The 26,986-nt window shown below is 73.7% G+C and carries 21 protein-coding genes; 14 read left to right on the top strand and 7 right to left on the bottom strand.

Annotation, left to right across the window (positions count from 1 at the left end; all coding sequences use genetic code 11):
- Window positions 1-10: 10 nt before the first annotated feature.
- Window positions 11-388, bottom strand: coding sequence for a hypothetical protein (locus AC559T_RS09645; RefSeq protein ID WP_071066597.1), 378 nt, complete (start codon window positions 386-388; stop codon window positions 11-13).
- A gap of 319 nt (window positions 389-707) precedes the next feature.
- Between AC559T_RS09645 and AC559T_RS09640 the strand changes: the two genes are divergently transcribed.
- Entirely contained in the window at window positions 708-2,099 is a 1,392-nt protein-coding gene (locus tag AC559T_RS09640) for a hypothetical protein (RefSeq protein WP_498868511.1), read from the top strand.
- Window positions 2,100-2,287: 188 nt separating this feature from the next.
- Here the strand turns inward: AC559T_RS09640 and AC559T_RS09635 are convergent, their stop codons facing one another.
- Window positions 2,288-3,502, bottom strand: coding sequence for an acyl-CoA dehydrogenase family protein (locus tag AC559T_RS09635; protein WP_498868510.1), 1,215 nt, complete (start codon window positions 3,500-3,502; stop codon window positions 2,288-2,290).
- Between the two features lie 162 nt (window positions 3,503-3,664).
- Between AC559T_RS09635 and AC559T_RS09630 the strand changes: the two genes are divergently transcribed.
- The 4 genes from AC559T_RS09630 to AC559T_RS09615 all read left to right on the top strand — a co-directional run bounded on the left by AC559T_RS09630 (window position 3,665) and on the right by AC559T_RS09615 (window position 9,078).
- Window positions 3,665-4,645 (top strand): alpha/beta fold hydrolase, encoded by a 981-nt coding sequence (locus AC559T_RS09630; RefSeq protein WP_112105975.1) that lies wholly within the window; start codon window positions 3,665-3,667, stop codon window positions 4,643-4,645.
- A gap of 118 nt (window positions 4,646-4,763) precedes the next feature.
- On the top strand, window positions 4,764-5,426 hold the full coding sequence (locus AC559T_RS09625) for an HhH-GDP family DNA glycosylase (protein WP_071066595.1): 663 nt from the start codon (window positions 4,764-4,766) through the stop codon (window positions 5,424-5,426).
- Window positions 5,427-5,504: 78 nt separating this feature from the next.
- Window positions 5,505-6,092: a type 1 glutamine amidotransferase domain-containing protein gene (locus AC559T_RS09620; protein WP_112105993.1), complete on the top strand. Its 588-nt coding sequence runs from the start codon at window positions 5,505-5,507 to the stop codon at window positions 6,090-6,092.
- A gap of 379 nt (window positions 6,093-6,471) precedes the next feature.
- On the top strand, window positions 6,472-9,078 hold the full coding sequence (locus tag AC559T_RS09615) for a HelD family protein (RefSeq protein ID WP_498868509.1): 2,607 nt from the start codon (window positions 6,472-6,474) through the stop codon (window positions 9,076-9,078).
- Here the strand turns inward: AC559T_RS09615 and AC559T_RS09610 are convergent.
- A complete protein-coding gene (locus tag AC559T_RS09610; RefSeq protein WP_498868508.1) occupies window positions 9,062-11,152 on the bottom strand; it encodes an ABC transporter ATP-binding protein in 2,091 nt (696 codons plus the stop codon). The two genes, AC559T_RS09615 and AC559T_RS09610, sit on opposite strands and share 17 nt — an antisense overlap.
- A 424-nt stretch (window positions 11,153-11,576) precedes the next feature.
- Here AC559T_RS09610 and AC559T_RS09605 point away from each other — a divergent pair, with 424 nt between their 5' ends.
- The 5 genes from AC559T_RS09605 (at window position 11,577) to AC559T_RS09585 (ending at window position 18,462) form a co-directional block, all read left to right on the top strand.
- Entirely contained in the window at window positions 11,577-14,729 is a 3,153-nt protein-coding gene (locus AC559T_RS09605; protein ID WP_498868507.1) for an FAD-binding and (Fe-S)-binding domain-containing protein, read from the top strand.
- Window positions 14,730-14,800: 71 nt separating this feature from the next.
- Window positions 14,801-16,165, top strand: coding sequence for an ABC transporter substrate-binding protein (locus AC559T_RS09600; protein WP_498868506.1), 1,365 nt, complete (start codon window positions 14,801-14,803; stop codon window positions 16,163-16,165).
- Between the two features lie 357 nt (window positions 16,166-16,522).
- The gene (locus AC559T_RS09595; RefSeq protein ID WP_498868505.1) at window positions 16,523-17,044 is read left to right on the top strand and encodes an NUDIX hydrolase; all 522 of its coding nucleotides are present in this window, start codon (window positions 16,523-16,525) and stop codon (window positions 17,042-17,044) included.
- A 63-nt stretch (window positions 17,045-17,107) separates the two neighbouring features.
- Window positions 17,108-17,707, top strand: a complete 600-nt coding sequence (locus AC559T_RS09590) for a sulfite oxidase-like oxidoreductase (protein ID WP_498868504.1) — start codon at window positions 17,108-17,110, stop codon at window positions 17,705-17,707.
- The gene (locus AC559T_RS09585) at window positions 17,677-18,462 is read left to right on the top strand and encodes an FAD-binding oxidoreductase (protein WP_498868503.1); all 786 of its coding nucleotides are present in this window, start codon (window positions 17,677-17,679) and stop codon (window positions 18,460-18,462) included. Before AC559T_RS09590 ends, AC559T_RS09585 begins: the two co-directional genes overlap by 31 nt.
- 44 nt (window positions 18,463-18,506) lie before the next feature.
- On the opposite strand, the gene AC559T_RS09580 is transcribed toward AC559T_RS09585, so the two are convergent.
- Window positions 18,507-19,337 (bottom strand): hypothetical protein, encoded by an 831-nt coding sequence (locus AC559T_RS09580; RefSeq protein WP_112105968.1) that lies wholly within the window; start codon window positions 19,335-19,337, stop codon window positions 18,507-18,509.
- A 75-nt stretch (window positions 19,338-19,412) separates the two neighbouring features.
- Here AC559T_RS09580 and AC559T_RS09575 point away from each other — a divergent pair, with 75 nt between their 5' ends.
- Together AC559T_RS09575 and AC559T_RS09570 are read left to right on the top strand one after the other, a co-directional pair.
- Window positions 19,413-20,108, top strand: a complete 696-nt coding sequence (locus AC559T_RS09575) for a GOLPH3/VPS74 family protein (protein ID WP_498868502.1) — start codon at window positions 19,413-19,415, stop codon at window positions 20,106-20,108.
- Window positions 20,109-20,281: 173 nt separating this feature from the next.
- Entirely contained in the window at window positions 20,282-21,361 is a 1,080-nt protein-coding gene (locus AC559T_RS09570) for an acetamidase/formamidase family protein (protein WP_498868501.1), read from the top strand.
- Between the two features lie 60 nt (window positions 21,362-21,421).
- Here AC559T_RS09570 and AC559T_RS09565 read toward each other — a convergent pair whose 3' ends face one another.
- Together AC559T_RS09565 and AC559T_RS09560 are read right to left on the bottom strand one after the other, a co-directional pair.
- Window positions 21,422-22,588: an acyl-CoA dehydrogenase family protein gene (locus AC559T_RS09565; protein ID WP_071061152.1), complete on the bottom strand. Its 1,167-nt coding sequence runs from the start codon at window positions 22,586-22,588 to the stop codon at window positions 21,422-21,424.
- 24 nt (window positions 22,589-22,612) lie between these two features.
- Window positions 22,613-23,809 (bottom strand): acyl-CoA dehydrogenase family protein, encoded by a 1,197-nt coding sequence (locus AC559T_RS09560; RefSeq protein ID WP_112105966.1) that lies wholly within the window; start codon window positions 23,807-23,809, stop codon window positions 22,613-22,615.
- Between the two features lie 440 nt (window positions 23,810-24,249).
- On the opposite strand from AC559T_RS09560, the gene AC559T_RS09555 reads away from it, so the two are divergent.
- Window positions 24,250-24,543 carry a hypothetical protein gene (locus tag AC559T_RS09555; protein WP_498868500.1) on the top strand — a complete coding sequence of 98 codons (294 nt, stop codon included), beginning with the start codon at window positions 24,250-24,252 and terminating at the stop codon, window positions 24,541-24,543.
- A gap of 54 nt (window positions 24,544-24,597) precedes the next feature.
- On the opposite strand, the gene idi is transcribed toward AC559T_RS09555, so the two are convergent.
- The gene (gene idi, locus AC559T_RS09550; RefSeq protein ID WP_071061146.1) at window positions 24,598-25,248 is read right to left on the bottom strand and encodes an isopentenyl-diphosphate Delta-isomerase; all 651 of its coding nucleotides are present in this window, start codon (window positions 25,246-25,248) and stop codon (window positions 24,598-24,600) included.
- 577 nt (window positions 25,249-25,825) lie between these two features.
- Here idi and AC559T_RS09545 point away from each other — a divergent pair.
- Window positions 25,826-26,986, top strand: a complete 1,161-nt coding sequence (locus AC559T_RS09545) for an alkaline phosphatase PhoX (RefSeq protein ID WP_198541218.1) — start codon at window positions 25,826-25,828, stop codon at window positions 26,984-26,986.

The raw sequence follows: 26,986 nt of genomic DNA, 5'->3' as shown, positions 1-26,986 counted from the left end.
ATGTCCGCGGCTAGTAGTCCTCGACCTTTTCCCGCCGGATCTGGACGAGATCGGCGTCGGCGCCGACGAGTTGGTCCGTCACGTTCGCGGGGGCGTCGGTCTCCAGGATGACCCGTCCTATCCCGGAATCGATGTAGACCCCGAAGGAGTACGAGGTGTCATGGGTCTGGGCATAGGACGTGACCCGGCGTTCTATTTCCGCCGAGACACGGCGTAGGTCTTCCGGGTCCGGGCGTGGTGTGGCATCTGTGTCGGCCGCGGGAGGGGAATCGGCCCCACCGCCCGGGCCGCGCACCGGACCGGGCTGGCACGCGGCCCCGGTCGCCGCCAGAACCGCGAGCAGAAAGCCGAGGCCACCGCGGCGGAAAATCGGCCTGAACCGTCCCATGGAATGTCCTCCTGCAGGTCGCCGGGGTGATGTCGGCACGGTGATTGTCGCCGCCCGGCGGCCCGCTTCGGCGCGGCGGCGGGCGCGGAGGGACCCGCCGGCCACGGACCGTTTCACCCGCCGCAGCCGCGCTGATCTGTCGGGTACCTGATGATCTGGGCCTGTTACATGCATGCCCGGGGCCTCTGTGCGGATGCACCCACAGTTGTGCCATTCTCGGCTACGACGTACCTCGCGCCCGGATGGGGTGGGCACGGCCGCGGTCGCGAGCGCCGACGACGAAAGGGCTGGACGCGTGCCGCGTTTTAGTCGGGCCACGGTGACCAGCGCGGTGCTCGCCGTCCTGGCGCTGATCACCGCGGTGACGCTCGTCACGTTCGCCGCCGTCCGTGATGACCCCGCCGCGTACGCGGCCGGCGGGCCCGGTGACGGCGGGAACGGCGGTGCCGGGAGCGGCGATCCCATCGGCCCCCGCTGGGGTTTCCTGCGCTCCGACGTCGTGTCGCCCGCGGCTCCGCTGGAGCCCCCCGACTCCGCCGCGGCCGGGAGCTGGCAGGTCGTCGACGCCCTGGCCGAGGCCCGACCGGTGATCTCCCGTACGGCCGTGGGCCGGTACAGCGTGGTTTTCCCCGGCCTGGGCGTGTCGCGGCGGCGCGGAGTCGCCCTGGCGACCGCGATCGGCGGGCCCGCCGCGGCCGGCCGAACCGGCACCGGCCCGAACCCAGCCACGACCGGCGCCGCGGATGCCGACGCCGACGCGCCGTCCGGTGCCGTCACCGACGCGGCCGCGCCGGCCCACTGCCACATCGTCGACTGGGACGCGGTGGCGCCACCACCGGGCGAGCCCGGCGCGGTGACCGGCGCGCGATCGGCGTCCGGGCCGCCCGGGCGGCTGGACGAGCGCGTCAACCTGGCCTGCCGCCGTCCGTCCGGTGACTTCGTCGACTCCCGGTTCAGTCTTCTGTTCACCTACGCACCCGAGGGCCACCGTCCATCGGTCGGGGATCCTCCATATGCGTACGTGCACCTCGACCAGGGCGGCCGCGCTGACTCCCGGCCCCGCGACGCCTACAGCGTGTCCGGGCCCGGCATGGTCCAGGTCCACCGTCTCGGCACCGGCCGCTATGCCGTCGACCTGGTCGGGTCGGAGTTCGTCCGCCCCGGGAACAACCTCCAGGTCAACGCGGCTGGTACCTCCGCCGCCGGGTGCAACGTCCTCGGCCGGGAGGTCAAGGCCGACCGGCAGTCCGTCCTGGTCGGCTGCGCCGACGGCACGACGTTGGCGGACACCCCGTTCGTCCTGCTGTACACCGACCGGAACGCGCTGGTGCCGACCGGCGCGAGCGACTTCGCGCAGTTGTTCACCGGCATTGTCCGCGACGGCGGACCCCTCGAGCCGGCGCCGCTCGGGGACCCGGTCGACGCCTGGGCGCGCTACTCGGCGAACAGCGCCGGGTCGGTCAACACGGTGCGGCGCACAGGAGTCGGCGTCTACGAGGTGGTCCTTCCCGGCGTCGCCGGGACGCCCGATCACCTCAGCGTGACCGCCTACGGCGAGCCGACCTCGAGGTGCTCGGTGGACAACTGGACGTCGGGCTTCAAGCCGAACGACGTGACCGCCACCGTCCGGTGCGTCGACGGGTCGGGCCGCCCGGTCGACAGCCACGCGAGCGTGGCCTATGTCAGCGCGGCGAACCTCACCGGCGGCTGACGCGCCCCCGGCCGGACCACCAGACGCAGTCGATGCCCCCGACATCGCCCCCGTTACCGCGTCGGCGGTCCGGCCTACGCCAGATTGAAGACTGCTTCACGTCGGCAGACCCCGTATGTTGCCGGGATTCCGCGACTCAATCCGGTAAATCCGTGCGCCGTGCGGCTCCGACCGCCGCCATCCGCGGATCAGGAGAGGCGCATTCCGGAGATGGCCCGCGCGACCACGAGCCGCTGGATCTCCGAGGTCCCCTCGAAGATGGTGTAGATCTTGGCGTCGCGGTACATGCGCTCCACCGGGTGCTCGCGGCTGTAGCCGGCGCCGCCGAGGATCTGCACCGCCTTCTCGGTCGCCCACACCGCGACCTCGCCGGCCTTGAGCTTCGACATCGAGCCCTCCCCGGCCTCGAAGCGCCGCTCGTTGCGGCCCATCCACGCGGCGCGCCAGATGAGCAGGCGGGCCGCGTCGATCTCCATCCGCATGTCGGCCAGCGCGAACGCGACGGCCTGGTTGGTGATGATCGGACGTCCGAACTGCTCGCGGTGGCGGGCATAGTCCAGCGCGTACTCGTAGGCGGCCCGGGCGATGCCCACCGCCTGCGCGCCGACCGTGGGGCGGGTCATCTCGAAGGTCTGCAGGGCGCCCTGGCCGGCGGAGCGGGAGCCCTCGCGAGCGCGGGCGAGCCGCTCGTCCAGTTTCTCCTTGCCGCCGAGCAGGCACCGGCCGGGCACCCGGACGTCGTCGAGGAAGACGTCGGCGGTGTGCGAGGCCCGCAGGCCGAGTTTCTTGATCTTCCTGTTCCCGCTCAGCCCGGGGGTGCCGGGCGGGACGACGAACGCGGCCTGGCCGCGGCCGCGCAGCGTCGGGTCGATCGAGGCGACGACCACGTGGACGTTCGCGATGCCGCCGTTCGTGATCCACGCCTTCTGGCCGTTGATCACCCATTCGTCGGTCGCCTCGTCGTAGCGGGCACGGACCCGCATCGACGAGACGTCCGAGCCGGCCTCGGGCTCGGACACGCAGTACGCGGCCACCTTCGGGTCGGCGGCGTCACCGAAGCACTGGGGCACCCATTCGCCGAGCTGGTCGAACGTGCCGGCCGACGCGATCCCGGCGACCGCCAGCGACGTTCCCATGATCGACATTCCGATGCCCGCGTCGCCCCAGAACAGCTCCTCGGAGAGGAGTGGCAGGCCCAGGCCGGTCTCCTCGGCCCACAGCGTGGCCAGCGTGTCGAAGTTGTAGAGGCCGATCTTGGCGGCCTCCTGGATCACCGGCCAGGGAGTCTCCTCCCGCTCGTCCCACTCGGCCGCCGCCGGGCGGACGACGTCCGCGGCGAAGCCGTGCACCCACCGCCGCAGCTCAGTCTGCTCGTCGGTGAGGTCGAGGCTGAAGCCGCTCATGGGTTCCTCTCGTTGCCCCGGCCGTCCGGATCGTTGCCCCGGCCGTCCGGACCGGTACGTGTCGCGCCGATGGGTCCTACATTCTCCCCTGACGATCCGTCGGCCGCCGCGTCGGGCGGTGCCGGGCGGTCGAACAGGCGGTGACGAGAGCGAGGCGGGATCATGGCCGATCTGCCGAACATCAACAGCACGCTGGACGCCGAAGAGCACGACCACAACCACGACCAGGCTTACGAGCGCGACGACTACGACGAGTTCGGGCTGCTCCACGAGAACGCCGAGGAGCTGGGCATCCCCCGTCAGGGCCGGCCGGAGGTCACCCGCGGCCACGTGGAGGTCGAACCCGGGCGGCGGTTGAGCCACATCCGATGGGGGACGGCCGACCCGGAGATCGTGTTCCTGCACGGCGGCGGTCAGAACGCCCATACCTGGGACTCGGTCGCGCTGGCCCTCGGCCGGCCCGCGATCGCCTTCGACCTGCCCGGTCACGGCCGGTCGTTCCGGCGTCCGGACCGGAACTACGGTCCGTGGGCGAGCGGCGCGGCGGTGGCGACGGCGCTGGGTGAGCTGGCGCCGAACGCGGCGGTCATCGTCGGCATGTCCCTCGGGGGCGCCACCACCATCCACCTCGCCGCGACCCGGCCCGACCTGTGCCGGCGCGCGGTCATCGTGGACGTCACCCCCCAGTCGGCCGACCGGAGCCGGGCGATGAACACCGCGGAGCGCGGCGCGGTGGCACTGGTCGGCGGCCAGCCCACCTACGACTCGTTCGAGCAGATGGCCGACGCGGCGGTCCGGCTCAGCCCGAACCGGCCGGCCTCGGGCGTCCGCCGCGGTGTGCGGCACAACGCCTACCAGCGCGCCGACGGCCGGTGGGCGTGGCGCTACGACCTGGGCGGCCCCGGCGCGACGACCGAGGTGACCGGCATGGACAGCCTGTGGGAGGAGGTGGACACGATCACTGTCCCGCTACTGCTCGTGCGCGGGGCGCTGTCCCGGTTCGTCCATGATGACGACGTCGAGCAGTTCCACCGCCGTCTGCCGGCGCTGCGCTCCGTCGTGGTGGACGGCGCCGGCCACGCGGTGCAGAGCGATCGCCCGCACGAGCTCGTCCGCCTGATCCGGGAGTTCGCCTTCGCCTAGCACGCCGGTGATTCCGACCGCGGGCCGCCGCGGGCCGCCGCGGTGCCGGCCCTTGCGCTGGCGCGGCGCCGGCAGGCGGCCCGGGAGTGCGGGGGACCGTCGCGGGTAGCCCAGTCTCATGGCTGGAACTGACACCGGTGCGATCGTGCGTGAGCTGCTCGCCCGGCACGGCCGCACGTACGCCGAGGAGATCGACGTCGACGTCCCCGCCGACACGGCTGAGTCGATGTTCGGACTGCTGGTGTTCGCGCTGCTCGCGAGCGCCCGCATCCGCACGCCGATCGCCGTCGGCGCGTTCCGTGCGCTGCGTGAGCAGGGGTGGACGTCCGCGGCCGCCCTGGGTGAGGCGTCGTGGGCGGACCGGGCCCGCGTGCTCAACCGCAGCGGGTACGCCCGCTACGACGAGAGCACCTCGCGCACGTTCGGCGACGCCTGCGCCTACCTGCTCGACACCTACGACGGCGACATCCGGCGCCTGCGCGACGCGGCGGAGCGCACCCCGGACCGTGAGCGGGTCCTGCTCCAGAAGATCAAGGGGATAGGGCCGGTCGGCGCGGACATCTTCCTGCGCGAGGCCCAGGCCGCCTGGGACGAGCTGGTGCCCTACGCGGACCAGCGGGCGCTGGCGGCGGCGGCCGAGCTGGGCCTGCCGACCGACCCGCGGGACCTGAGCGACCTCGTCGAACGCGAGGACGTACCGCGCCTCGTCGCGGCGCTGGTGCGCACCCGGCTCGAGCACGACGCCGACGACGTGCGGCAGGCGGCGGCCCCCGGCGGGTGACGGCCTCGGCACCACGGACAGGCTGCCCGGGACCGGGGCCCAGGCCGCTGAACGGACCTCAGCGAGGGAGTGAACAGCATGACGAATCTCGGTCATGACGCGGGCCGCCGTGCGGACACCGCGCGCCAGGTCGCGTTCCTCACCGCGAAGGAAGGCGTTGAGCAGGTCGAGCTGACCGGACCCTGGCGGGCCGTGCGCGACGCCGGGTTCACCCCGGTCCTGGTCTCGACGGAGGAGGGGACGGTCCAGGCGTTCCACCATCTCGACCGTGCCGACACCTTCCCGGTGGACGCGACGGTCACCGGCGCCGACCCGGGTGACTTCGACGCGTTGGTGCTTCCCGGCGGGGTGGCCAATCCGGACACCCTGCGCTGGCAGCCGGGCGTCGTGCCGTTCGTCCGGACCTTCTTCGACCGTGGTCTTCCAGTGGCCGTGATCTGCCACGGCCCGTGGACGTTGATCGAGGCCGACGTCGTCCGGGGCCGGCGGGTCACGAGCTGGCCGAGTCTGCGGACGGACCTGCGCAACGCCGGTGCCACCTGGGTCGACGACGAGGTCGTGATCTGCCGGTCGGGGCCCAATCCGCTGATCAGCAGCCGGCGGCCGGGTGATCTGCCGGCTTTCGAGTCCGCGCTCGTCGGTGAGCTGGCACCGGCGCACGTCTGAACGCGGCCCGGCGGGCTCCGCCGCACGGCGGGCACGGCGACCGTCACCCCGGCCGTCGGCCGCGCGGCGCCGAGCTGGACGTAGCCTGGGTGGCCGAGGAGAATCCGCGCTCGATCCGTCCACCGGCAGCCGCGTGCCGTCCTTCGGGGTCGGCTGGTGCCGGGCCAGCGTTGGCCCGGCGACCTCCCGGGGAGCGGCCGGCGCCGTGGCCGGCGAAGGCGCCCATCCGGGAGACGCGGCAGGTCGACAGCGGGACACGTCGTGGTGTGCGCTTCGGCGGGCGGGATGATCCGGGTGTGGTGGGCTGTTGGCGCCCGTGTACCCGCACCGGGACCTCCTCCCGACCCGCCTCCCGCCACCCGACCCGAAGGGACATCCGGTGCCGACGACACGTGACGGAGAGCTCGCCCGTGAGCAGGCCTACGTCGACACCCTCTACGGCCGGCTGGACGAGGTCCGGGAGACCACCAAAGGACAACTCCGACAGGTGCTGCTCGAGGCTGGCACCGGCACGCCGCAGTCGATCGTGGAACGCGACGTGTTCGCCGCGACGCATGCCGACCGGCTGGCCCGGCTCGACGCCGCCGAGGGGCGGCTGTGCTTCGGCGCGATGGACCACGCGGCCGGGGGGCGCACCTACATCGGCCGGATCGGGCTGACCGACCAGGAGCAGGAGCCGATCCTGGTCGACTGGCGGGCGCCCGTGGCCACCGCGTTCTACCAGGCGACCATCGCCGATCCGCGTGGCCTGACCCGCCGCCGCCACCTGCGCACCCGCGGTCGGCGGGTCACCGGCCTCGCCGACGACCCGCTCGACCCCCGCGCCTACCTCGCGCAGGCCGGCGCCGCCGACGGGGCTTCGGGGGCCGCCGAGGGCGATGCTGCCCCCGAAGCCGGCGCGGGCGCCGAGGCCGGGTTCGGCGCGACCGGGGACACGATGCTCCTCGAGGCGCTGTCCGCCCCGCGCACGGGCCGGATGCACGACATCGTCTCGACGCTGCAGGCCGAACAGGACAGGATCATCCGGGCGGCGGCGAACGCGGTGCTGGTGGTCGACGGTGGGCCGGGCACCGGCAAGACCGCCGTCGCGCTGCACCGTGCCGCATATCTCCTCTACACCGATCGCGACCGGCTCGTCCGGTCCGGGGTGCTCGTGGTCGGCCCCAGCCCCGTCTTCCTCCGCTACATCGAGCAGGTCCTGCCCTCCCTCGGCGAGACCGGAGTGGTGTTCGCGACCCCGGGACGGCTCTTCCCCGGTGTGGACGCGACCGGTGAGGACCAGGTCGCCGCCGCGTCCCTCAAGGGCGACGCACGGATGGCCGACGTCATCGCCGGCGCGGTCCGGGACCGCCAGCGGGCACCCGGCCGAGGGGTGCGGATCCGCCACGACGAGCACGACCTGCACCTGGACCGCGACACCATTGTCCGGGCCAGGACCCGGGCCCGCCGCAGCCGCCGCCCGCACAACTCCGCGCGCCGCGTGTTCATCCGCGAGCTGCTCGGCGCGTTGACGAACCAGGTGGTCTCCCGGTTGCCCGGTGGCCTCTTCGAGCCCGAGGAGCGCTCGGAGATCACTTCAGATCTGTGGGCGGACCCCGGCGTGCGGCGGGCCCTGAACGACCTGTGGCCGCTGCTCACCCCGGCCCGCCTGCTGGCCGACCTGTACGCCTCGCCGGAGCTCCTCGCCCGGGCCGCCGGTACCCGGCTCACCGCCGAGGAACGCGCCCTGCTGCGGCGCGAGGGCCCGGCGGACGCGCCGGCGCGGCGCTCCGGCGAAACCCGCTCCGCCGAAACCGGCCGGATCCGCTGGACTCCGGCGGATGTCGCACTGCTGGACGAGGCCGCGGAGCTGCTCGGTGACCCGGAGGAGGCCGCCCGCCTCGACGAGGCGCGCCGCGCCGCCGCCGAGCGCGCGGCCGAGCGGGAGTACGCCCGCGGCGTGCTGGAGATGCTCGGCCTCGACGACCGGCTCGACGCCGACACGGTCGCCGAGCGCTGGACCGCACCCCGCCAGCGCCGCGGCGCCGCCGAGTACGCGACCGGGGACCGGACCTGGACGTTCGGCCACCTCATCGTCGACGAGGCCCAGGAGGTCTCGCCGATGCTGTGGCGCCTGCTTTGGCGGCGCTGCCCGGGGCGCACCGCGACGCTCGTCGGGGATCTCGCCCAGGCGGCCCGCCCGCGGCCGCCGGAGAGCTGGGGCGAACTGCTGGGTCCGGCTGTCGGCGCCCACTACACCGTCGAGCGGCTCACCGTGAACTACCGTACCCCCAGCGAGATCATGGACGTCGCGGCCGACGTGCTGACGGCGGCCGATCCCACGGCCGCGCCGCCCCTGTCGGTCCGCTCCGCCGGCCGGCGCCCGGACGCCGTCCGGATACCGTCCGCCGACGAGGCGCTCCTGCGGGGCGTGGTCGACGAGTCCGTGCGGGCCGCGGGCGAGGCGGCCGGGGGGCGGGTCGCCGTGATCTGCCCGCCGGGGCGGACCGCGGCGATCCGGGCCGCCCTGCGCGCTGCCGTGCCCCAGCTCGCGCTGCCGAGGCAGCCCGACGACCCGGACGACCGCCCGACCGGGACCCGGGAGCCGGCGGAGGCGGACCTGCTGCTGGACGCGCCCGTCGCCGTCCTCACCGTCGCGGAGTCCAAGGGCCTCGAGTTCGACGCGGTGGTCCTCGTCGAACCGGCCGAGATCCTGGCCGGCCCGACCCGGGGCCTGGCGGATCTCTACGTGGCGCTGACCCGGGCCACCCGCGTGCTCACCGTGGTGCACACCGGGGAGCTCCCGGGCGTCCTGCATCGGATGCCGGTGCGCGGTGGCCCGGCGACACCCGAGGCCGGCGCTGCCCCGAGGGCGACCAGTCGCACCGAAGCCGAGGCCCACACCGCCCACGCCCACACCGATGACACCGACACCGACGATGCCGACACCGATGCCGCTCTCGGTGACCCGGTGGTCGGAGGCCGCCAGCTCAACCTGCTGTGGTGACCTCCTTCCGGAGCTGGCGGTGGTACAGGCGCGCGTAGGCGCCGTCGGCCTGGATCAGCTCGGCATGGGTGCCGTGCTCGACCACGGAGCCGTCGCCCATCACGTAGATGCGGTCGGCGTCGACGATCGTGGACAGCCGGTGCGCGATGACTATGCGGGTCCGCCCCGCCCCGAGGCGGGTCAGCGCCTCCTGGACGGTGTGCTCGGTCGCCGCGTCAAGCTGGGAGGTCGCCTCGTCCAGGATGAGTACCGGCGGGTCGGAGATCAGGACCCGGGCGAGCGCGAGGCGCTGGCGCTCCCCGCCCGAGAGCTGGTAGCCCCGGGCACCGACCTTCGTCCGGATGCCCTTGGGTAGCCGCTCCAGCATCGGGCCGAGGCCCGAGTCGACCACCGCCGCGGTGATCGCCTCGTCGGTGGCGTCGAGCTGTCCGTAGCGGACGTTCGCGGCGATCGTGTCGTTGAACAGGTGCGGGTCCTGCGGGACGACTCCGATCGTCGCCCGCAATGCGCTCCAGGTGAGGTCGGCGAAGTCCGTGTCGTCGCGCAGGAGGCGGCCGCGGTCGGGGCGGTGCACCCCGGACAGGAGGTAGCCGAGCGTCGTCTTGCCCGCGCCGCTCGCTCCGACGATCGCCGTCTTCTCGCCGGCCCCGGCGATGAGCCGGACATCGCGCAGGGCCCAGCGGCCCGCGGGGCCGGCCTCCCCGGCCTGGGCGGCCTCACCCGAGGCCGCCTGCTCGGGTTCCTGGTCCTCGTCCTCCTCATCGTCCGCGACGTACCACCACCGGCGGCGCACGTCTCGGCCGGCGGCGGACCAGGCGTTCTGCCGGCCTCCGGCATAGCGGAACCACACTCCGTCCACCACGATCTCGGGCGCGCGGACGGTGGGCGCGCTCGCCTCGGCCGGTGCCGTGCCGCTCCCCGCGGCCGGCGCGCCCGCGCCCGGCCCGGTGGCCCCACGGGGAGCCGGAACCCCGACCAGCCCGGTGCTCGACTCCGCCGCCCCGGCCGCCGCGGACCTGCCCGGGGCCGGCCGGCCCGCCGGCCCGGCGGTGGTGGTGGGGAGGTCCCGTGGGTCGGGCACCAGGTCGAGCAGCCCGAAGATCCGGTCGAAGGCGACACCGGCCTCGATCAGGTCGGCCCGGCTCTCGGCCAGGCCGGTGACCGGGCGGTAGGCGAACAGCAGCGCGCTCGCGAACGCGACCAGCGTTCCGACGGTCGCGCGCTGGGTGCTGACGAGCCAGATGCCGACGCTCATCACGGCGACGATGGCGAGCGCTGCACCAGCCGATGACATGAGCTGCGCCAGCGCGGACACCCTGATCCGCTTCAGGGAGATCCGGCGGGTCTGGTCGGCGATCGTGGCCAGCCGGCCGGACTCGTACATGCTGCGCCCGAACAGCCGTACGTGCAGGGCTCCCGACACGCTCGTCGTGTCGGTGATCAGGGCGAAGTGCGCCGAGCGCAGCTTGATGTGCTCCCTGGTCAGCTCGCGTCCGCGGCGCCGGCCCAGCGTCATCAGGCCGAAGACCAGCGGAGACAGGAGCACGGCGACCAGCGCGAGCCGCCAGTCCAGCAGGACGATGCTCACCACGCCCACCACCGCGGTGACCCCGGCGCTGATCGCGCGCGGGACGGAGAGCGACACCGCGCTGCGGACCTCGGCGATGTCCCCGCCGAACAGGGTCAGGACGTCGCCGTGCCGCTGGCCGGGGAAGAACGAGAACGGCAGCCGGAGCAACTGGTCGTGGATCGCGACGGTCGCGCGCATGTGCACCCGTTCACCGACACCCGAACCGACGAGGGTCGAGACGGCGCCCAGCAACGCCTGGAGAAGGAAGGCGGCCAGGAGCAGCGTGACCTGGCCGACCAGCGCGGTTCTGTCCTGGGTGGCGGACTGGTCGATCAGCCCGTCGTCGACGACCGCGCGCAGCACGAACGGCGTGACGGCCACGGACACGGCGCCGACGAGATCCAGCGCGACGATGGCCACCAGCCGGCCGCCCTGGTCGTCGAAGAAGCGGACCCCGCGCCGCGCCGTGCGGCTCGCGGTGAGACGGGCCAGAAGGAGCGCCATGAGAGTGGGGACCAGTGGGGCGCCGCGATCCGCCCCGCGGCGGCCACCGGCAGCACCGGAGCCATCACCGTGGTCGGCGCCAGCTCCGGCGGCGCCAGGGCCGGCCGCCAGGCCGGTCGGGGGCGGAGCTTTGGACGACATGTGCACCTCCCGTAGACACTCGATGATCGCCTGGTTGGGCCGGCATGATCCGGTGGTACGTCGGGATCGTCTCCCAGACCTACGACAGATCTCGGCTCACCAGCGAGACGACAACACCTGGACACGTCCCCTCGCCCGCGGCACCACTCGAAGGACTCGACCGGGGGCGGGGACGACCTGGGCGTACAGGGGATAGAGCTACCGAGGGCCGGGCCGCCCCGATAACGGGCCGTCTCGGTGTCGGGCCGGCCCTCGGTGTGGTTCGGTGCGGACGGGAGGCGCGATGCGCGACGGTGATCTGCCCGGGGGCTCCCGGGCGGAGCGGACGACCCGCGCCCAGCCCGCCCTGGGCCGGAACCGGGGCCGGGGCCTGGGCCGCTCCCGGCCGGCCGGGAGCGGGAGCGCAGCGGCACGGGGCGAGGCTGAGGCCCGGGAGCTGGTCGCGCGGCTGCGCGCGGCCACCGGATCCGCCGTGGTCCGCACCGCGGGTGGCACGGCACCGGTGGTCGATCATTCGGCGCGGCGGCGCGCCGAGTACTCCTCGGACGCCTCCAACTACCGGGTCACCCCCGAGGTCGTCGTCCTGCCGCGCGACGTCGACGAGGTCCTCGCTGTCGCCGCGGTCTGCCGGGAGACGGGCACCGCGCTGACGGTGCGCGGCGCGGGGACGTCCATCGCCGGCAACGCGGTCGGCCCCGGGGTCGTCATGGACCTCAGTCGGCATCTCACCGGAACTCCGGACATCGACCCGGATTCCAGAACCGCCAAGGTCGCCCCCGGTCTGGTGCTGGACGACCTGCAGGCCGCCGCGCGCCCGCACCGGCTGCGGTTCGGCCCCGACCCGTCCACCCACGGTCGCGCCACCCTTGGCGGCATGATCGGGAACAACGCCTGCGGGGCGCGCGCGGTGGCCTACGGGCGGACCGCCGACAACGTCGTCGCCCTCGACGTCGTGGACGGCACGGGCCGCCGTTTCGCCGCCACCGCCGCGGCGACAGGCACGCCACCGTCCGGCAACGGATCGCCTGCCGGGCCGGTGGTGCCGGGGCTCGACACCTTCGTCCACGCGAACCTCGGAGTGATCCGGACGGAGCTGGGGCGGTTCGACCGGCAGATCTCGGGCTACTCGCTGGAACATCTGCTGCCCGAGCGCGGTGCCCATCTCGGGCGCGCTCTCGTCGGTACCGAGGGCACCTGCGCCGTCGTGCTCGGCGCGACGGTCGGGCTCGTCGAGGTACCGGCCGCGACCGCGCTCGCGGTGCTCGGATACCCGGACATGGCGACCGCCGCCGACGCCGTCCCCGGCCTGCTCGGCCACCGCCCGCTCGCCGTCGAGGGCATGGACGCCCGCCTCGTCGACGGGGTGCGCCGCCACCGGGGGAGCGGCACCGTCCCCACGCTGCCCGATGGCGGCGGCTGGCTGTTCGTCGAGGTCGGCGGGCCGACCGGGTCGGACGCCGCGGCCGCGGCGGCGGCGGTCGTGGCCGACGCGGGAGCGGGGGCGTCCATGGTGCTGCCGGCCGGGCCTGTGGCCGCGGCGCTCTGGCGCCTGCGGGAGGACGGGGCGGGCCTGGCGGGGCGCACCCCGGACGGGGCCCCGGCCTGGCCGGGCTGGGAGGACGCCGCCGTCCCGCCCGCCAACCTGGGTTCCTACCTGCGTGAGTTCGGCAAGCTGATGCGGGCCCACCAGCTGGACGGCGTCGCCTACGGTCACTTCGGTGACGGTTGCGTGCACGTGCGGATCGACTTCCCGCTCGCCGAGCATCCCGGCCGGCTGCGGACCTTCCTCACCGCGGCGGCGCACCTGGTCGTCGCGCACGGCGGCTCGCTGACCGGCGAGCACGGGGACGGGCGGGCCCGCGGCGAGCTGCTTCCGATCATGTACTCGCCGGACGCTCTGGCGGCCTTCGCCGCCTTCAAACACATCTTCGACCCGGACGACCTGATGAACCCCGGGGTCGTCGTGCGCCCACGGCCGCTCGACGCCGACCTGCGCCGCCCGCGGGCCCGTCCGCTGCCGCGGGTGGAAGGGAGCTTCGCGCTCACCGCGGACGCGGGGGACCTCACTCAGGCCGTGCACCGCTGCGTCGGCCTGGCGAAGTGCCGGGCGGACACGTCCACGTCCGGGGGCTTCATGTGCCCGTCCTTCCTGGCCACCCGGGACGAGAAGGACTCGACCCGGGGCCGCGCGCGGGTCCTGCAGGAGCTTGCCGCCGGTGGCCCCGCCGGCCCGGGTGGCCCGGGTGGTGCGCCGGCCATCCCCGCGCCCGCGCGGCGGGAGTGGCGCGATCCGGCGGTGCGCGAGTCGCTCGACCTCTGCCTGTCGTGCCGTGCCTGCGCCCGGGACTGCCCGGCCGGTGTCGACGTCGCCCGGTACAAGTCCGAGGTGCTGCACCGGGCCTACCGCCGTCGCCCGCGACCGGCGGCGCACTACGCCCTCGGCTGGCTGCCCCGGTGGACGCGTCTCGCCGGGCGCGCGCCCCGGGTGGTCAACGCGGCGCTGCGCACCGGCGCGATCCGCCGTCCACTGTTCCGGCTCGGCGGTCTGGACGCCCGCCGCGCCGCGCCGGAGTTCGCCGCGGAGCCGTTCCACCGCTGGTGGCGGCGAACCAGCCGGAACGCGCCGGCCGCCACCGGCGACCGGACGGACCCACCGGTGCTGCTGTGGGTCGACACCTTCACCGACGCGTTCGCGCCCGGCGCCGCGCGGGCGGCGGTCGAGGTCCTCACCGCCGCCGGCCACCGGGTACTGATCCCGAGCGGACGGCCCGCCTGCTGCGGCCTCACCTGGATCACCACCGGCCAACTGGACGGGGCGCGGCGCCGCCTGCGCCGGGCCCTCGACCAGCTCGCCCCCTACGCGCTCAGCGGGATCCCGATCGTGGGGCTGGAGCCGTCGTGCACGGCTGTTCTGCGGGACGACCTCGTCGAGCTGTTCCCCGGAGACCGGCGGGCCGAGGCGCTCGCGGCGGGCGTGCGGACGCTCGCCGAGCTGCTGACCCAGGATGGCGGCCCCGAACGGCGCCCGGCCAGGAGCCCCGCCGGCGGCGGAAACCCGGCCGGTGGAAGGAACCCCGCGGGCGGGTGGCGGCTTCCGCGGCTGGACGGCGTGCGGGTGCTCGCGCAGCCGCACTGCCACCAGCACGCGGTCATGGGCTTCGAGACCGACAGCGCGCTGCTGCGGGCCGCCGGCGCGGAGGTCGAGACCCTGGCGGGGTGCTGCGGCCTGGCCGGTGACTTCGGGATGCGGCGTGGGCACCACGACATCTCGGTCGCCGTCGCCGAGCGGGCGCTGCTGCCCGCCCTGCGCGCGGCGGGGGAGGACACGGTGCTGCTCGCGGACGGCTTCTCGTGCCGCACGCAGGCCGCCCAGCTCGGTGGCCGGACTGCTTATCACCTCGCCGAGCTACTTGCCAAAAAGTTGCGTCCCGGCTGACCCAACGGTCGAATTTCACAGAAACAACGGATAGCTGTGGTGCGGTGACCGTCCTGGGTCACTGTGGTGCTGTGCGCATCTCACCGGTCACGGAGACGGCAGGCGGATCGTCCGCCGCCGTCCGCCGCCGGCGCACACGGCGCCGGCCTCACCTGGCGAGCCGTCAACGGACGCACCTGTTCACGCGCCTGCGGACTCGCCTCCGGACCCTGCCGATCGTGCTCGCGGCGCTGCTCGTGGCCGCCGGGTGTGTCTCGTGCGTGTCCTGGAACGACTCGTCCGATGCCACGGACTCGCACGGTTCGGGTGCCTCGTGCCCGCCCGTGCCGGGGGTCACGGCGGACGAGGTCCGGCTCGGCCTGCTGTTCCCGAACACCGGCAACGCGGCGTCGCTGTTCGACCCGTTCCGGGCCGGGGTCGACGCCCGGCTCGGGGTGGCGAACGCGGCCGGTGGCGTCCAGGGGCGGAGCATCGAGTACTCGTGGCGCGACGACGAATCGCAGCCCAGCGTCAACGAGACCGCGGCCCGCATGCTCGTCGACCAGCACCAGGTGTTCGGGATCGTCGAGTCCACCACGGCCGCGTCCGGCTCGGCGGAGTTCCTGCACAGCCGCGGCATCCCGGTCACCGGAACGTCGCTGGAGGCGTCCTGGACCACCTTCGACAACATGTTCAGCTACTCGAACATGATCGCGGACGGTGCCTCGGTGTCGACCTGGGGTGACTTCGTCGCCGAGCGCGGGGGGACGACGGCGCTGATCGCCGCGTCGAGCTTCTCGGCCGCCTCGGGCGCCTTCGGCGAGGAGCTGGCCGCCAGCCTGGAGGCAGCCGGGGTGCGGGTCGTCGGCACCCTCGACGCGACCGGGCCGATCGACTTCGCCGACGTCGGCGCGCAGGTGCGTGACAGCGGTGTCGACACGCTCGTCGGGGCGGTCACGGGGGCCGCGTTCGGCCAGGTCGTGCTGGGCGCCCGGGGGGCCGGGGCCAACCTGCGGGTGATCCTCTCGCCGTCCGGGTACGACCAGAGCCTGCTGGACGTCTTCGGCCGGGTGCTGAGCGGCGTCTACATCTTCGTCGACTACCAGCCGTTCGAACTCGACACGCCGGGCCACCGCGCCTTCCTCGACGCGATGACGCGGTACGCCCCGTACCTGCAGCCGCCGAACAGGCAGGCCGCGCTCTCCGGCTGGATCTCGACCGACATGTTCCTGCGCGGGCTGGCCGAGGCCGGCCGGTGCCCGACCCGGGAGCGCTTCATCGAGGGGCTGCGCGCCGTCCGCGACTACGCCGCCGACGGGCTGCTGCCGGCGCCCATCGACTTCACGGCCTCCTTCGGTCAGCTCGGCCGGTGCTACACCTTCCTTCAGGTGGCTCCCGACGCGAGCCGCTTCGACGTGCTCCGGCCGGCACCGCGCTGCGGCCGGCTCGAGCACTGACCCGCGGCCCGGCCGGCGGCGCCGGCATCAACATCCCGACAATCGGCCTTCTGGCGGCCGGCCGTTGTGAAAGAGTCCGTCTGACCAGTAAGCAAGGGACGCGTGACGGGCCACCCTGGGACCTTCGACCCAGGACCAATGTCCTAATGTGACGGGACCACGCCCGTCCGTCATTGCCCATGCGCGGTCAGCGGTGGAAAGATCCTCCTGTCGCCCGGGGACCCCCCGACCCCGGGCGACGTTTTGCCCCCATACGCGACGCCCCCATCCACGCCCACGCCGCAGCCCCGCCGCGCCAGCGGCCAGCGCCGACCGGTCAGCCGTGGGCGGGCCGTGGCTCGGCACGAAGGAGGAAACGTGCAGAGCCCCGGCGACACCGGCGGCGGCGCCGCCCCCCGATTCCTCCGCGTGGGCGCGTACGCGGTCTGCGTCCGGGACGACCACCTCCTGCTCGCGCGCTTCAGCCCCGGTGACCCGGCGGGGGCCCGGTGGACGCTGCCGGGCGGTGGCCTGGACCACGGCGAGCACCCCGAGCAGGGCGCCATCCGCGAGGTCCGCGAGGAGACCGGGCACGACGTGGAGCTCACCGGCCTGCTCGGCATCGACTCGATCCATTACCTGCAGCGGGACGGCACCGACTTCCACGGCCTGCGGGTGCTGTACTCGGCGCGGGTCGTCGGCGGCACGCTGCGCCACGAGATCGGCGGCTCCACCGACCTGGCCGCCTGGATCCCCCTGGCCGACGTGCCGGCGCTCGACCGGATCGGGCTCGTCGACATCGCCCTCGACCTCGCCCGCGGCGCCGGCCGGATTCCCGCCGCGCCCGGTGGCGGGGCCGACCTCGGAGACGGGCGGCTGGCCCGGGTGGTGGGCGGCTGATCTCGGTGACGGAAGCTCGCCGACGCGATTCTCGGTAGACGCGATTCGTGGTAAGAGTCTCCAGTGGGCATCGTGTCGCCGGGCTTCCAGGGCAGACCGCGATCCGCCGGGTCCGACCTGCCTCCAGGGCAGTACCTCACCGAGGACTTCCCGGTCCTCTCCGCCGGCCCCACCCCGCGGGTCCCGCTGGAGACCTGGGAGTTCACGATCACGACCGAGGCCGGCGTCGAGCACCGCTGGGACTGGCCGGCCTTCCGTGCGCTGCCCGGCGAGTCGCCGACGGTGGACATCCACTGTGTAACCCAGTGGTCGAAGCTCGGCACCCGCTGGGAGGGGGTCAGCCTCGACGTCCTGCTCGGTGACGTCGACACCACAGCCGAGTACGCGCTGGTGCACTCCTACGGCGGCTACACCACCAACCTGCCCCTCACCGACCTTCTCGACGGCCAGGCCTGGGTGGTGCACGGCTACGACGGGGCCGCCCTGGAGCCCGAACACGGGGGCCCGGCCCGGCTGCTCGTCCCGCACCTGTACTTCTGGAAGTCGGCCAAATGGGTGCGCGGCATCCGCCTCCTCGAGCGGGACGAGCAGGGGTTCTGGGAGGCCGGCGGCTATCACGACCGGGGTGATCCGTGGCTGGAGCAGCGCTACCAGGGCGACTGAGGGAACGTCTCGCGTGGCGCGTCGCCCGCCTCGCCGAGGTCCGCGACGAGACGCCGACCTCGCGCACCCTCGTCCTCGACGTCCCCGGCTGGCCCGGGCATCTGTCGGGCCAGCGGGTGGATGTCCGCCTCACCGCCGCCGACGGCTACAGCACCCGCCGCAGCTACTCGCTCGCGGCACCGGCGGCGGGTGACCGGGTCGAGCTGACGGTCCAGCGGGTGCCGGGCGGAGAGGTCTCCCCGTATCTGACGGAGATCTTCTCGGTCGGCGACCCGGTGGAGATCCGCGGGCCGATCGGCGGCTGGTTCGTCTGGCGTCCCGCCGACCCCGAGCCGGTGCTGCTGGTCGCCGGCGGGTCGGGCATCGTCCCACTGATGGCGATGGTGCGCGCCCGGCGGTCCGCCGCCAGCCGGGTGCCGTTCCGCCTGATCTGCTCGGTGCGCTCTCCGGCCGACCTCTACTACGCGGACGAGCTGCGCGAGGCCGCGCGCGCCGATCCCGGGCTGGACGTCACCCGCTGCTACACCCGGGTCGTCCCGGATCACTGGACGTCGCCGCCGCGCCGGCTGCGCCCCGCCGACCTGGCCGAGGCCGGCTGGCCGCCCGACTTCACGCCGACCTGCTACGTCTGCGGCCCGACCGGCTTCGTCGAGGCCGTCGCGGACGCGCTGGTCGAGATCGGCCACGAGCCCGAACGAATCCGCACCGAGCGCTTCGGTCCCAGCGGCTCGAGCCACCCCGCCGGCACCGTCTGATCCCTGGACGGCGGCCTGGCCCCGGGCTGCCTGGCCCCGGGTGGTCAGTGAGCGGGGCCGGGGAGCCAGTCCGCGGCAAAGGGGAAGAGATACCTGTCCGCGATGACGGTCAGCAGCCGGCGGGTCGAGCCGGGCGCCTTCGCCGCACCCACCGGAACACCCGGCCCCACCTGCTCGTACGCCCGCCGCGCGACGGACTCCAACATCCGCGGGACGTCGTCGCGGGTCAGCCGCAGCCCGGTGGCCTCGCGCAGCCGGCTCACCGCGAGCAGGCCGAGCGTTCGCTCCGCGTGATCGGGGAAGACGCCGGCCAGGAAGACGGCGCCGTCGCCGAGCCGCCGCCAGACCGCCGGGCGCTGCGCGGCGGGGACGGCGTCGAGCAGCGCCGCCAGCCGGGGGAGGTCGAGCTCGTCCCAGCGCTGGCGCCGCCAGCCCCGGTCGGTGCGCCGCCACACCTCGCCGCCGGTGAGGCGGGAGTAGGAGGCCAGCAGCTCGGCAAGGTAGAGCTGATGGGCGGGCACGGAGGCGAACGCCGCCAGCTCGGGCGCGTCGAAGACGGGCACCCGGGAGCGCGGCCCGGCGCGCTCGGCGACATAGGTGGAACCGACGAGGCCACGCGCCGTGCGGTGTACCGCGGCGGCGAAGACCAGGAACGGCGAGATGAAGGTGAACCTGTCCGGTTCGTCGCGGCCGGCCGTACCCGCGGTGAGGAGCAGCCCGTCCGCCACCGCGGGCCGGTCGAGCAGGTCGAGGATGAGGGTGGGCTCGCGGCGCAGCGCCCCGACCTGATCCGCCCGGCCGCCGGTGAGCGCCAGCAGGTCCTGGTCCGTCAGGTGTTCCCCGTATCGCCGGGCGACGACCTCACGTTCGTCCACCGCCTCATTGTCTCTCCCGGCGGCCTGTCGCGTTCACGTCCGTCGCATGTCCGCTCCGCTCGGTAGACAGGTGGTGTGGAACCGGACCTGCCGACATCACTGCCCGCCAAGCTGTACCTCCTCGCCTACAACCTCGAGAAGGACCGGATGTACCCGAACCGGCGCCTCGGCCAGGCGCTGCGGGCCGCCGCCCTCACCGAGCTGTGGGCGGGCGGCTGGCTCGCCGACGATCACGGCCTGGCCCGGCTGACCGACGGGCCGACCCCCGACGGTGGGCCAGCTGGCGGCCCGTCCGGCCGGGCGGCGCCGACGCCGCGCGGCGGGGTGGGGCGGGCCGACCCGGTGGTCGCGGCGGTGCACCGGCAGATCACCGCCGCGGCCGAGCCGCGTACCTGGGCGGCCTGGATCGACCTCGACCACCGGGCGGCCGTGGTCGAGACCCGTGACGACCTCGAGGCGGCCCGGTGGGTGCGGGTCGCCCGTGGGCAGGTCCTCGCCGTGATCCCGACAACCGCCGTCGCGCTGCTCGAGCGGCCCAGGGTCCGGGAGCTCAACCGGGCGGCCGGGCGGGTCCTGCGGGGGGAGGCCAGGCCCGATGACGCCGCGCCGGACCTCGTCGCGCTGGTGGCCCTCGCCGCCGCCGGGCAGGTGATCACTCTGGTGAGCGCGGGCCAGCGCAGGGCGTTCCCCGACCGGCTGGCGGATCTCGTCGCGCGGACCGGCCCCGCCGCCGCCGCGCTCGCGGGCCGCCGTCGCGCCGCTGTGGGCTAGCGCGACGCAGTCGGCCTGGCGCGATGCGCGCGCGTCGGTGGCCACAAGTCCCCCAAGGTGTGAGACAGCGCGCCCGGGTTGGGCGTGACCAGCTATTTCCTGGTGAGATGAGCTGCGACGGCCGCCGTCGGCACGGACGGTCCCGGGGCGGGCGGAACAACGAGGAGTGCGACATGTCCGTCCTGCAGTGCGGGTCCGGCGAGGTACCGGGGGAGCACTACCTGCCCTCGTCGCCCAAGACGGTCACCTGGGGCCGGCTGCCCAGCGCGGCGACCGACCCGGTGCTGGAGGTGGCGGCGGGCGCCACCGTCACCATCGACACCGTCTCGCACGAGGGCCTCATGGAGGACCAGGGCCGCGACCCGGTCGCCTTCTGGGCGGAGCACGCCGTCCCGGCGGAGTCGGTCCTCCTCGACGCGATCGACATCGCCCGGGACGTCTCCCACTACCGCGGGCTCGACGGCCCGCACGTGGTCACCGGTCCGGTGCGGGTCGACGGCGCGCGCCCCGGCGACATCCTCAAGGTCGAGTTCCTCGAGCTGCGCCCGCGGGTGCCCTACGGGCTCGTCTCCAGCCGGCACGGCCGGGGCGCGCTGCCCGGCGAGCTTCCCGTCGGCCCCGACGGCGTGCTCGCCGACCGTTACAGCCAGTTCTGCGAGGTGGACGTCGCCGCCGGGCGGGCCGTGATGCGTTACGGCGAGGGCCGGCGGATCAGCTTCCCGGTCGCGCCGTTCATGGGTCTCACCGGCCTCACCCCGGCCGGGGAAAAGGCCCTCAACACGACCCCGCCCGGGGCATTCGGCGGGAACCTCGACGTGCGCGACCTCGTCGCCGGGTCGACGCTCTACCTGCCGGTCCAGATCCCGGGCGCGGGCTTCTACACCGGTGATCCGCATTTCGCCCAGGGGCACGGCGAGGTGTCGCTGACCGCCCTGGAGGCCTCGCTGCGCACGACCGTCCGGCTCACCCCGCTTCCGGCCGCCGCGGCGCTGCCCTTCGGCGCGGGTTCCGGCGGCCCCTTCGGCGAGACCCCGGAGCACTGGATCGCCATCGGCCTGCACAACGACCTCGACGAGGCCATGCGGCTGGCCGTCCGCGAGGCGCTGCGGGTGCTGCGCCAGGTCCGGGATGTCCCGGTGATGGTCGCGTACAGCTACCTGTCGGCCGCCGCCGACTTCGTGGTCAGCCAGGTCGTCGACGACGTGAAGGGCGTGCACTGCCTGATCCGCAAGCGCGACTTCCCGGTCTGGTAGCCGCGGCGCGGTCGTAGCGGCTGAAATTCAGGTCGGCCCGGCGGGCCGACCGGCGGCATTTCAGACCCGGAGGCGGTCGGCCAGCAGGCCGCGGTGGTGTACCGGGTCACCGAAGAGCAGCTCGGACGTCTTCGCGCGCTTGAAGTACAGGTGCGCGGAGTGCTCCCAGGTGAATCCGATCCCGCCGTGGATCTGGATGTTGTCCGCCGCGGCCGAGAAGTACGCCTCCCCGACGTACGCCTTTGCCATGGAGGCGGCGCGGGCCAGCCGGTCGCTGTCCCCGGCGGCGGCGACCTGGGCCGCGTGATAGGCGACCGACTTCGAGCCCTCGACCGCGACCAGCATGTCGGCGCACCTGTGCTTCACGGCCTGGAACGACCCGATCGGACGGCCGAACTGCAGGCGGTCCTTCGCGTGCCGCACGGCCTGCTCGAGGACGGTCCGGGCGCCGCCGGCGCTCTCGTTCGCCAGCGCGACGCAGGCGAGCCGGAGCACCTGGTCGATCACCGGGCCGGCGTCGCCCTCGGCGCCGATCAACCGGGCCGGGGTGTCACTGAACGTGAGATCGGCCTGTTTGCGGGTCAGGTCCATCACGGGCAACCGGGACCGGGTCAGACCCGCCGCGTCACCGGGGACGGCGAACAGGGAGAGCCCGCCCTCGGCCCACGCCGTGACGAGGATGAGATCGGCCAGCGCCCCGTCCAGGACGAAATGCCGGGTGCCGCGCAACGTGTACCCGCTGGCGGCCCGGGCCGCGAGCAGCCCGTGGTGCCCGCCTTCGGCGCCGGTTCCACCCTGCGGCCCGAGCCCACCGGAACCGGCGGGTTCCGGACGGCCCGTGGGGCCGGCGAACGCCAGTGTCCCGATGGTCGTCCCGCTGACGAGCCCGGGGAGCAGCTCCTTGCGGGCCAGGGCGTCGTCCACCGCGAGCAGCGCGCCGGTGGCGAGCACGGCGGAGGCGAGGAAGGGCGCGCACAGCAGCCGTGCGCCCATTTCCTCCAGCACGATGCCGAGCTCCACGTACCCGAAGCCGGCGCCGCCGTACTCCTCGGGGACGTGCAGCCCCTGCAGCCCGAGCTGGGTGGCCATCTGCCGCCAGATGGCCGGGTCGTACCCGTCGTCGGACTCCATCAGGCGGCGCACCTCCGACTCGGGGGAGGCGTGCTCGAGGAACGACCGCACCGTGCGGCGCAGCTCTTCCTGCTCGTCGGAGAACACCAGACTCACGGAGCTCCTCTCGGCGACGGGCGGTCAGCGCGGTATGTCACGCCAGGACACATCCTTGTCGACGCGGATGTCGCCGGGCAGGCCGAGCACCCGTTCGCCGAGTATGTTGCGCAGGATCTCCGACGTCCCGCCTTCGATCGTGTTGGCGCGTGATCGCAGGAAGGCGGCCGCGGTGTCCCGGGGACCCCCGCCGCCGAGGGGCAGGCCCGGGCGGGTCATCCGGTAGTCCGGGATGAGGGTGCCCGCCGGGCCCATCAGGTCCACCAGGTACGCCGCCGCGCGGCGGCTGTGCTCGGCGCCGGCCAGCTTGAGCACCGAGCCCTCGGGCCCGGGCCGGCCGCGGTTGCCGCCCGCCGCCGCGCGCGCCGCGGTCAGGGCGTTGACGTTCGCCTCGATCCACAGCCGGATCGCCTGGTCGCGGCGCACCGGGTTCCCGTCGCCGCGGTCGGCGGCCTCCTGGTAGGCGGCGAGGAGCGCCGCGCCCGGATCGACGCCGCCGCTCAGCCCCCCGCCGAGGGAGACCCGCTCGTTCATCAGCGTGGTGGTGGCGACCCGCCATCCCGCGCCGACCGGGCCGAGGCGCTGGGTGTCGGGGATGCGGGCCGCGGTGAAGAAGACCTCGTTGAACTCGGCCTCACCGGTCAGCTGCCGCAGCGGGCGCACCTCCACCCCGGGCGCGGTCAGATCCACCACGAACGCGGTCAGCCCGGCGTGCTTGGGCACGTCCGGATCGGTGCGGGCGATCAGCAGGCCCCGGCGGGCGATATGCGCATAGGAGGTCCACACCTTCTGCCCGTCCACGATCCACTCGTCGCCGTCGCGGCGGGCCCGGGTGGCGAGGCCGGCGACGTCCGAGCCGGCGCCGGGCTCGCTGAACAGCTGGCTCCAGACCTCGGTGCCGGCGAAGAGCGGGCGCAGATAGGCCCCGCGCTGCTCGGGTGTGCCGTGGGTGAGCAGCGTCGGCCCGGTCATGCCGATGCCGATCGGGTTGTACCGGAACGGCGCCGGCGCACCCGCGGCGGCGAGCCGCTGTTCGATCAGCGGCTGCAGCGCCGGGTCGGCGCCGAGGCCGCCGTCGCCCGGCCCGGCCCAGACCCAGGCGAGCCCGGCGTCGAACCGCGCGCCGAGGAACTCGTGCGGGTCCGTCGCGGCCGGCGGATGGCTCCGCAGCAGGTCGTCGACGAGGGTGGTCAGCCCCGCGGCGGTGACGGTTCGGGACATCTCACGCTCCTCTCGCCAGCCGGAACGTAACCGACACCGCCCGGTGCGGCAATGGGATGTCATCCGGCCACTGAGCGGCACATCAGGCACATCAGGCACAGCGGTGCGCGCGGCGACACGCGGCGGTCGTCCTCTCCATTTCTGTGACTACGCTGTGTAATCGTTGGTCTCGTCCGGGTTTCTAACACTCGCAATAATCGCCTTGGCGGCTCTGGCGCCGGCGATACCCGCGAGCGCGCAGGTGACGGCGGTCAATCCAGTCCTTACGGCGTCTCCCGGCAATCTGAACGCCGACCCCGGCCACGGCTGTCTCGTGCTCGCCGAAGGTGACAGCGGGCTGTTTTCGAACGAGACCGAGGGCCCGGTGGCCATCGGTGGAAACGTCCAGTTCCAGAACTGTCGCGTCGGGCTGAACAATCCCGGCACCTACACTCTGCCGGGTGGCGGCGCACCTGCACGCGCTGGGGCTGCCCGTCCTCGGCGTCGACCTACTCGACGATCCACATCCCGACGACCAGTTGCCCGGGGTGTTCGCGGAGTTCCGGCGGGTCCTCGCACCGGGCGGCCACCTGCTGCTGGCCTTCCAGGTCGGTGACGAGCCCATGCGCCTGACCGAGGCGTTCGGTCAGGCGATCTCGCTGGACTGCCACCGCCGGCGGCCCGAGCGGGTCGCCGGCCTGCTGGCGGTGGCGGATCTGCCGGTCCGCGCGGTTCCTGCGCGAGCCGGTGGATGACGGGTCGGAACGGACGCCGCAGGCCTTCCTCATCGCGCGCCGGCCCGCGCCGGGTCAGCCGGCGTAGTCTGCGCGGTTCTGCCGGGCTGCCGGGGGAAGCTGGTCATCCGGCGCCGAAGGCCAGTGTCGGGGCGACGGCCCGAGCTTGCGCAGCTGCTCCACCTGGAGCCGGCACCAGGGTGAGATCGCGAGGGCACCGCTCATCACGTCGTCGACGAACTTCGACCACGGGAGCCAGAACGCCTCGGCCACCTCGTCCGGATTGATTCGGAACGGCCCCGACGCCCGGGTGAAAAAGACCGGGCAGATCTCGTTCTCCACCATTCCGTCGTCCATGACGCAGCGGTAGCGGAACGCCGGCAGGGCCAGGTCGATTCGCTGGACCTGCAGACCCAGCTCCTCCTGGAGTCGCCTCGAGATGGCTTCCCGGAAATCCTCCCCGGGGGCCGGGTGGCCGCAGCAGGTGTTGGTCAGCACGCCGGGCCAGGTCGGCTTCTCCAACGCGCGGCGCGTAACGAGGATCCGGTCCATGTCATCGAAGACGTACGAGGAGAATGCCAGGTGCAGGGGGGTTTGCGGTCCGTGGACGGTAGCCTTCGGGGTGGTGCCTGTGATGTCACCGGACGGGCTGAGTAGTATGACGAGCTCCGGCGCCTTTACTGCCGCCCCGCCCGACCTGTGTGAATCACGTGGACGAGAAATCATGTCCTGGGGCCCAGGATGATTCGCGGTAGCCATGCACGCATTTTATCCAGGCCGTGCTGTGGAGCCGCGTGACATTCCGCACCGAGGCCGTCCGAGGGGTGGCGGCAAATAGGCTTCCTCCTTCGCCTCGGACGCCGAAGGTCGATGTTTCCACCCACGGGAACCGCGGATGTGCCCGATGTGTCCGGTCACGCGGCGGACCGTGGCAGGTGTTGCGCGGAGAGTCAGCGAAGGTATCGCGCTGAGTGCAGGAAGGTGGCACTGCGTGGCCTGGGCTCGGTGGGGGAGGCGCGCGCCGTGTGAGCGTCAGATTCCCGACACGGGCCCGTGGCCAGCCGGTCGCTGGCACCTGCCGGTGACCTGGCACCTGCCGGCGGCCCGGCCCCGACCGGCTTTCCACCGCCGGTGCCCGCGTGTCCGGGAGGCGGGGCGAATTAGCGCGATGTTCCGGTTCCCGTCGTCGGCGGTCCTCCAACGTTCACCGATCTGTGGGTGGTCCGGTCGCATTCGGCTCGCTATCGTTCGCCAGTGCGCCCGGCGATGCGCCGGGAAAGCAGCACGAACTTCTGGAGGAGTAATGGTGGACAGGCGCCTGTTTCTGCGGTCCGCATTTGTCGGCGTGGGTGTCGCGACTCTTTCCGGCGTCGTTCTGGAGGCCGCCTCGGCGGTTCCGGCGCAGCCCGGGGCCAGCCCGTACGGATCCCTTCTGGCGGCCGATGCGAACGGAGTGGCGCTGCCGACCGGATTCACCAGCAGAATTGTCGCCCGTTCCGGGCAGACAGTGCCCGGAACGAGCTATGTCTGGCATGCCGCGCCGGACGGCGGCGCCTGCTACCCGAACGGCTCGGGCTGGATGTACGTCTCGAACTCGGAGGTGAGCGGCAGCGGCGGGGCGTCCGTGCTGCGCTTCGACTCGGCGGGCACCGTCACCTCCGCGCAGCGGCTGCTCTCCGGCACGAGCTCCAACTGCGCCGGCGGCGCCACCCCGTGGGGGAGCTGGCTGTCCTGCGAGGAGACGTCCACCGGCCGGGTCTGGGAGACCTACCCGGCCACCGGCGCCGCGGCCGTCGCCCGGCCCGCGATGGGCCGGTTCACCCACGAGGCCGCCGCCTGCGACCCGGTCCGCCAGGTGATCTACCTGACCGAGGACCGGACGGACGGCTGCTTCTACCGCTTCCGGCCAACGACCTGGGGCAACCTGGCGACGGGAACCCTCGAGGTCCTGTGCGCGTCGGCGTCGGCCACCTCGGGCACCGCCACCTGGCAGACCGTCCCCGACCCGGACGGCTCGCCGACCTCGACCCGCACCCAGGTCTCCGCGGCGAAGCACTTCAACGGCGGCGAGGGCGTCTACTACGCGAACGACACGGTCTGGTGGACCACCAAGGGCGACAACCGGGTCTGGAAGCTGAACTGCGCCACCAACGCCTTCGAGCTCGCCTACGACGACTCCCTGGTGAGCGGGACCGCGCCGCTGACCGGCGTCGACAACATCACCGGCTCCAGCTACGGCGACCTCTACGTCGCCGAGGACGGCGGCAACCTCGAGATCTGCGTCATCACGCCGGCCGCGGTCGTGGCGCCGATCCTGCGCCTGACCGGGCACAACTCGTCGGAGATCACCGGGCCGGCGTTCTCCCCGGACGGCTCCCGGCTGTACTTCTCCTCCCAGCGGGGCACCACCGGATCGTCCTCCGGCGGCATCACCTTCGAGGTCCGCGGCCCCTTCCGCACCTGA

It is taken from the genome of Frankia sp. Hr75.2 (genome assembly GCF_949319125.1).
In the GTDB taxonomy this organism is placed as follows: Bacteria; Actinomycetota; Actinomycetes; order Frankiales; family Frankiaceae; genus Parafrankia; species Parafrankia soli.
This window is presented reverse-complemented; position numbering and strand designations above follow the sequence as displayed.

Excerpts from the sequence above, each read along its gene's own strand:
- AC559T_RS09625 (WP_071066595.1), top strand. The coding sequence starts at position 4,764 with ATGGCTGGAACTGACACCGGTGCGATCGTGCGTGAGCTGCTCGCCCGG.
- AC559T_RS09545 (WP_198541218.1), top strand. The coding sequence starts at position 25,826 with ATGGTGGACAGGCGCCTGTTTCTGCGGTCCGCATTTGTCGGCGTGGGT.
- AC559T_RS09645 (WP_071066597.1), bottom strand. The coding sequence starts at position 388 with ATGGGACGGTTCAGGCCGATTTTCCGCCGCGGTGGCCTCGGCTTTCTG.
- idi (WP_071061146.1), bottom strand. The coding sequence starts at position 25,248 with ATGATTTCTCGTCCACGTGATTCACACAGGTCGGGCGGGGCGGCAGTA.
- AC559T_RS09610 (WP_498868508.1), bottom strand. The coding sequence starts at position 11,152 with ATGGCGCTCCTTCTGGCCCGTCTCACCGCGAGCCGCACGGCGCGGCGC.
- AC559T_RS09560 (WP_112105966.1), bottom strand. The coding sequence starts at position 23,809 with ATGTCCCGAACCGTCACCGCCGCGGGGCTGACCACCCTCGTCGACGAC.
- AC559T_RS09635 (WP_498868510.1), bottom strand. The coding sequence starts at position 3,502 with ATGAGCGGCTTCAGCCTCGACCTCACCGACGAGCAGACTGAGCTGCGG.
- AC559T_RS09620 (WP_112105993.1), top strand. The coding sequence starts at position 5,505 with ATGACGAATCTCGGTCATGACGCGGGCCGCCGTGCGGACACCGCGCGC.
- AC559T_RS09630 (WP_112105975.1), top strand. The coding sequence starts at position 3,665 with ATGGCCGATCTGCCGAACATCAACAGCACGCTGGACGCCGAAGAGCAC.
- AC559T_RS09605 (WP_498868507.1), top strand. The coding sequence starts at position 11,577 with ATGCGCGACGGTGATCTGCCCGGGGGCTCCCGGGCGGAGCGGACGACC.
- AC559T_RS09570 (WP_498868501.1), top strand. The coding sequence starts at position 20,282 with ATGTCCGTCCTGCAGTGCGGGTCCGGCGAGGTACCGGGGGAGCACTAC.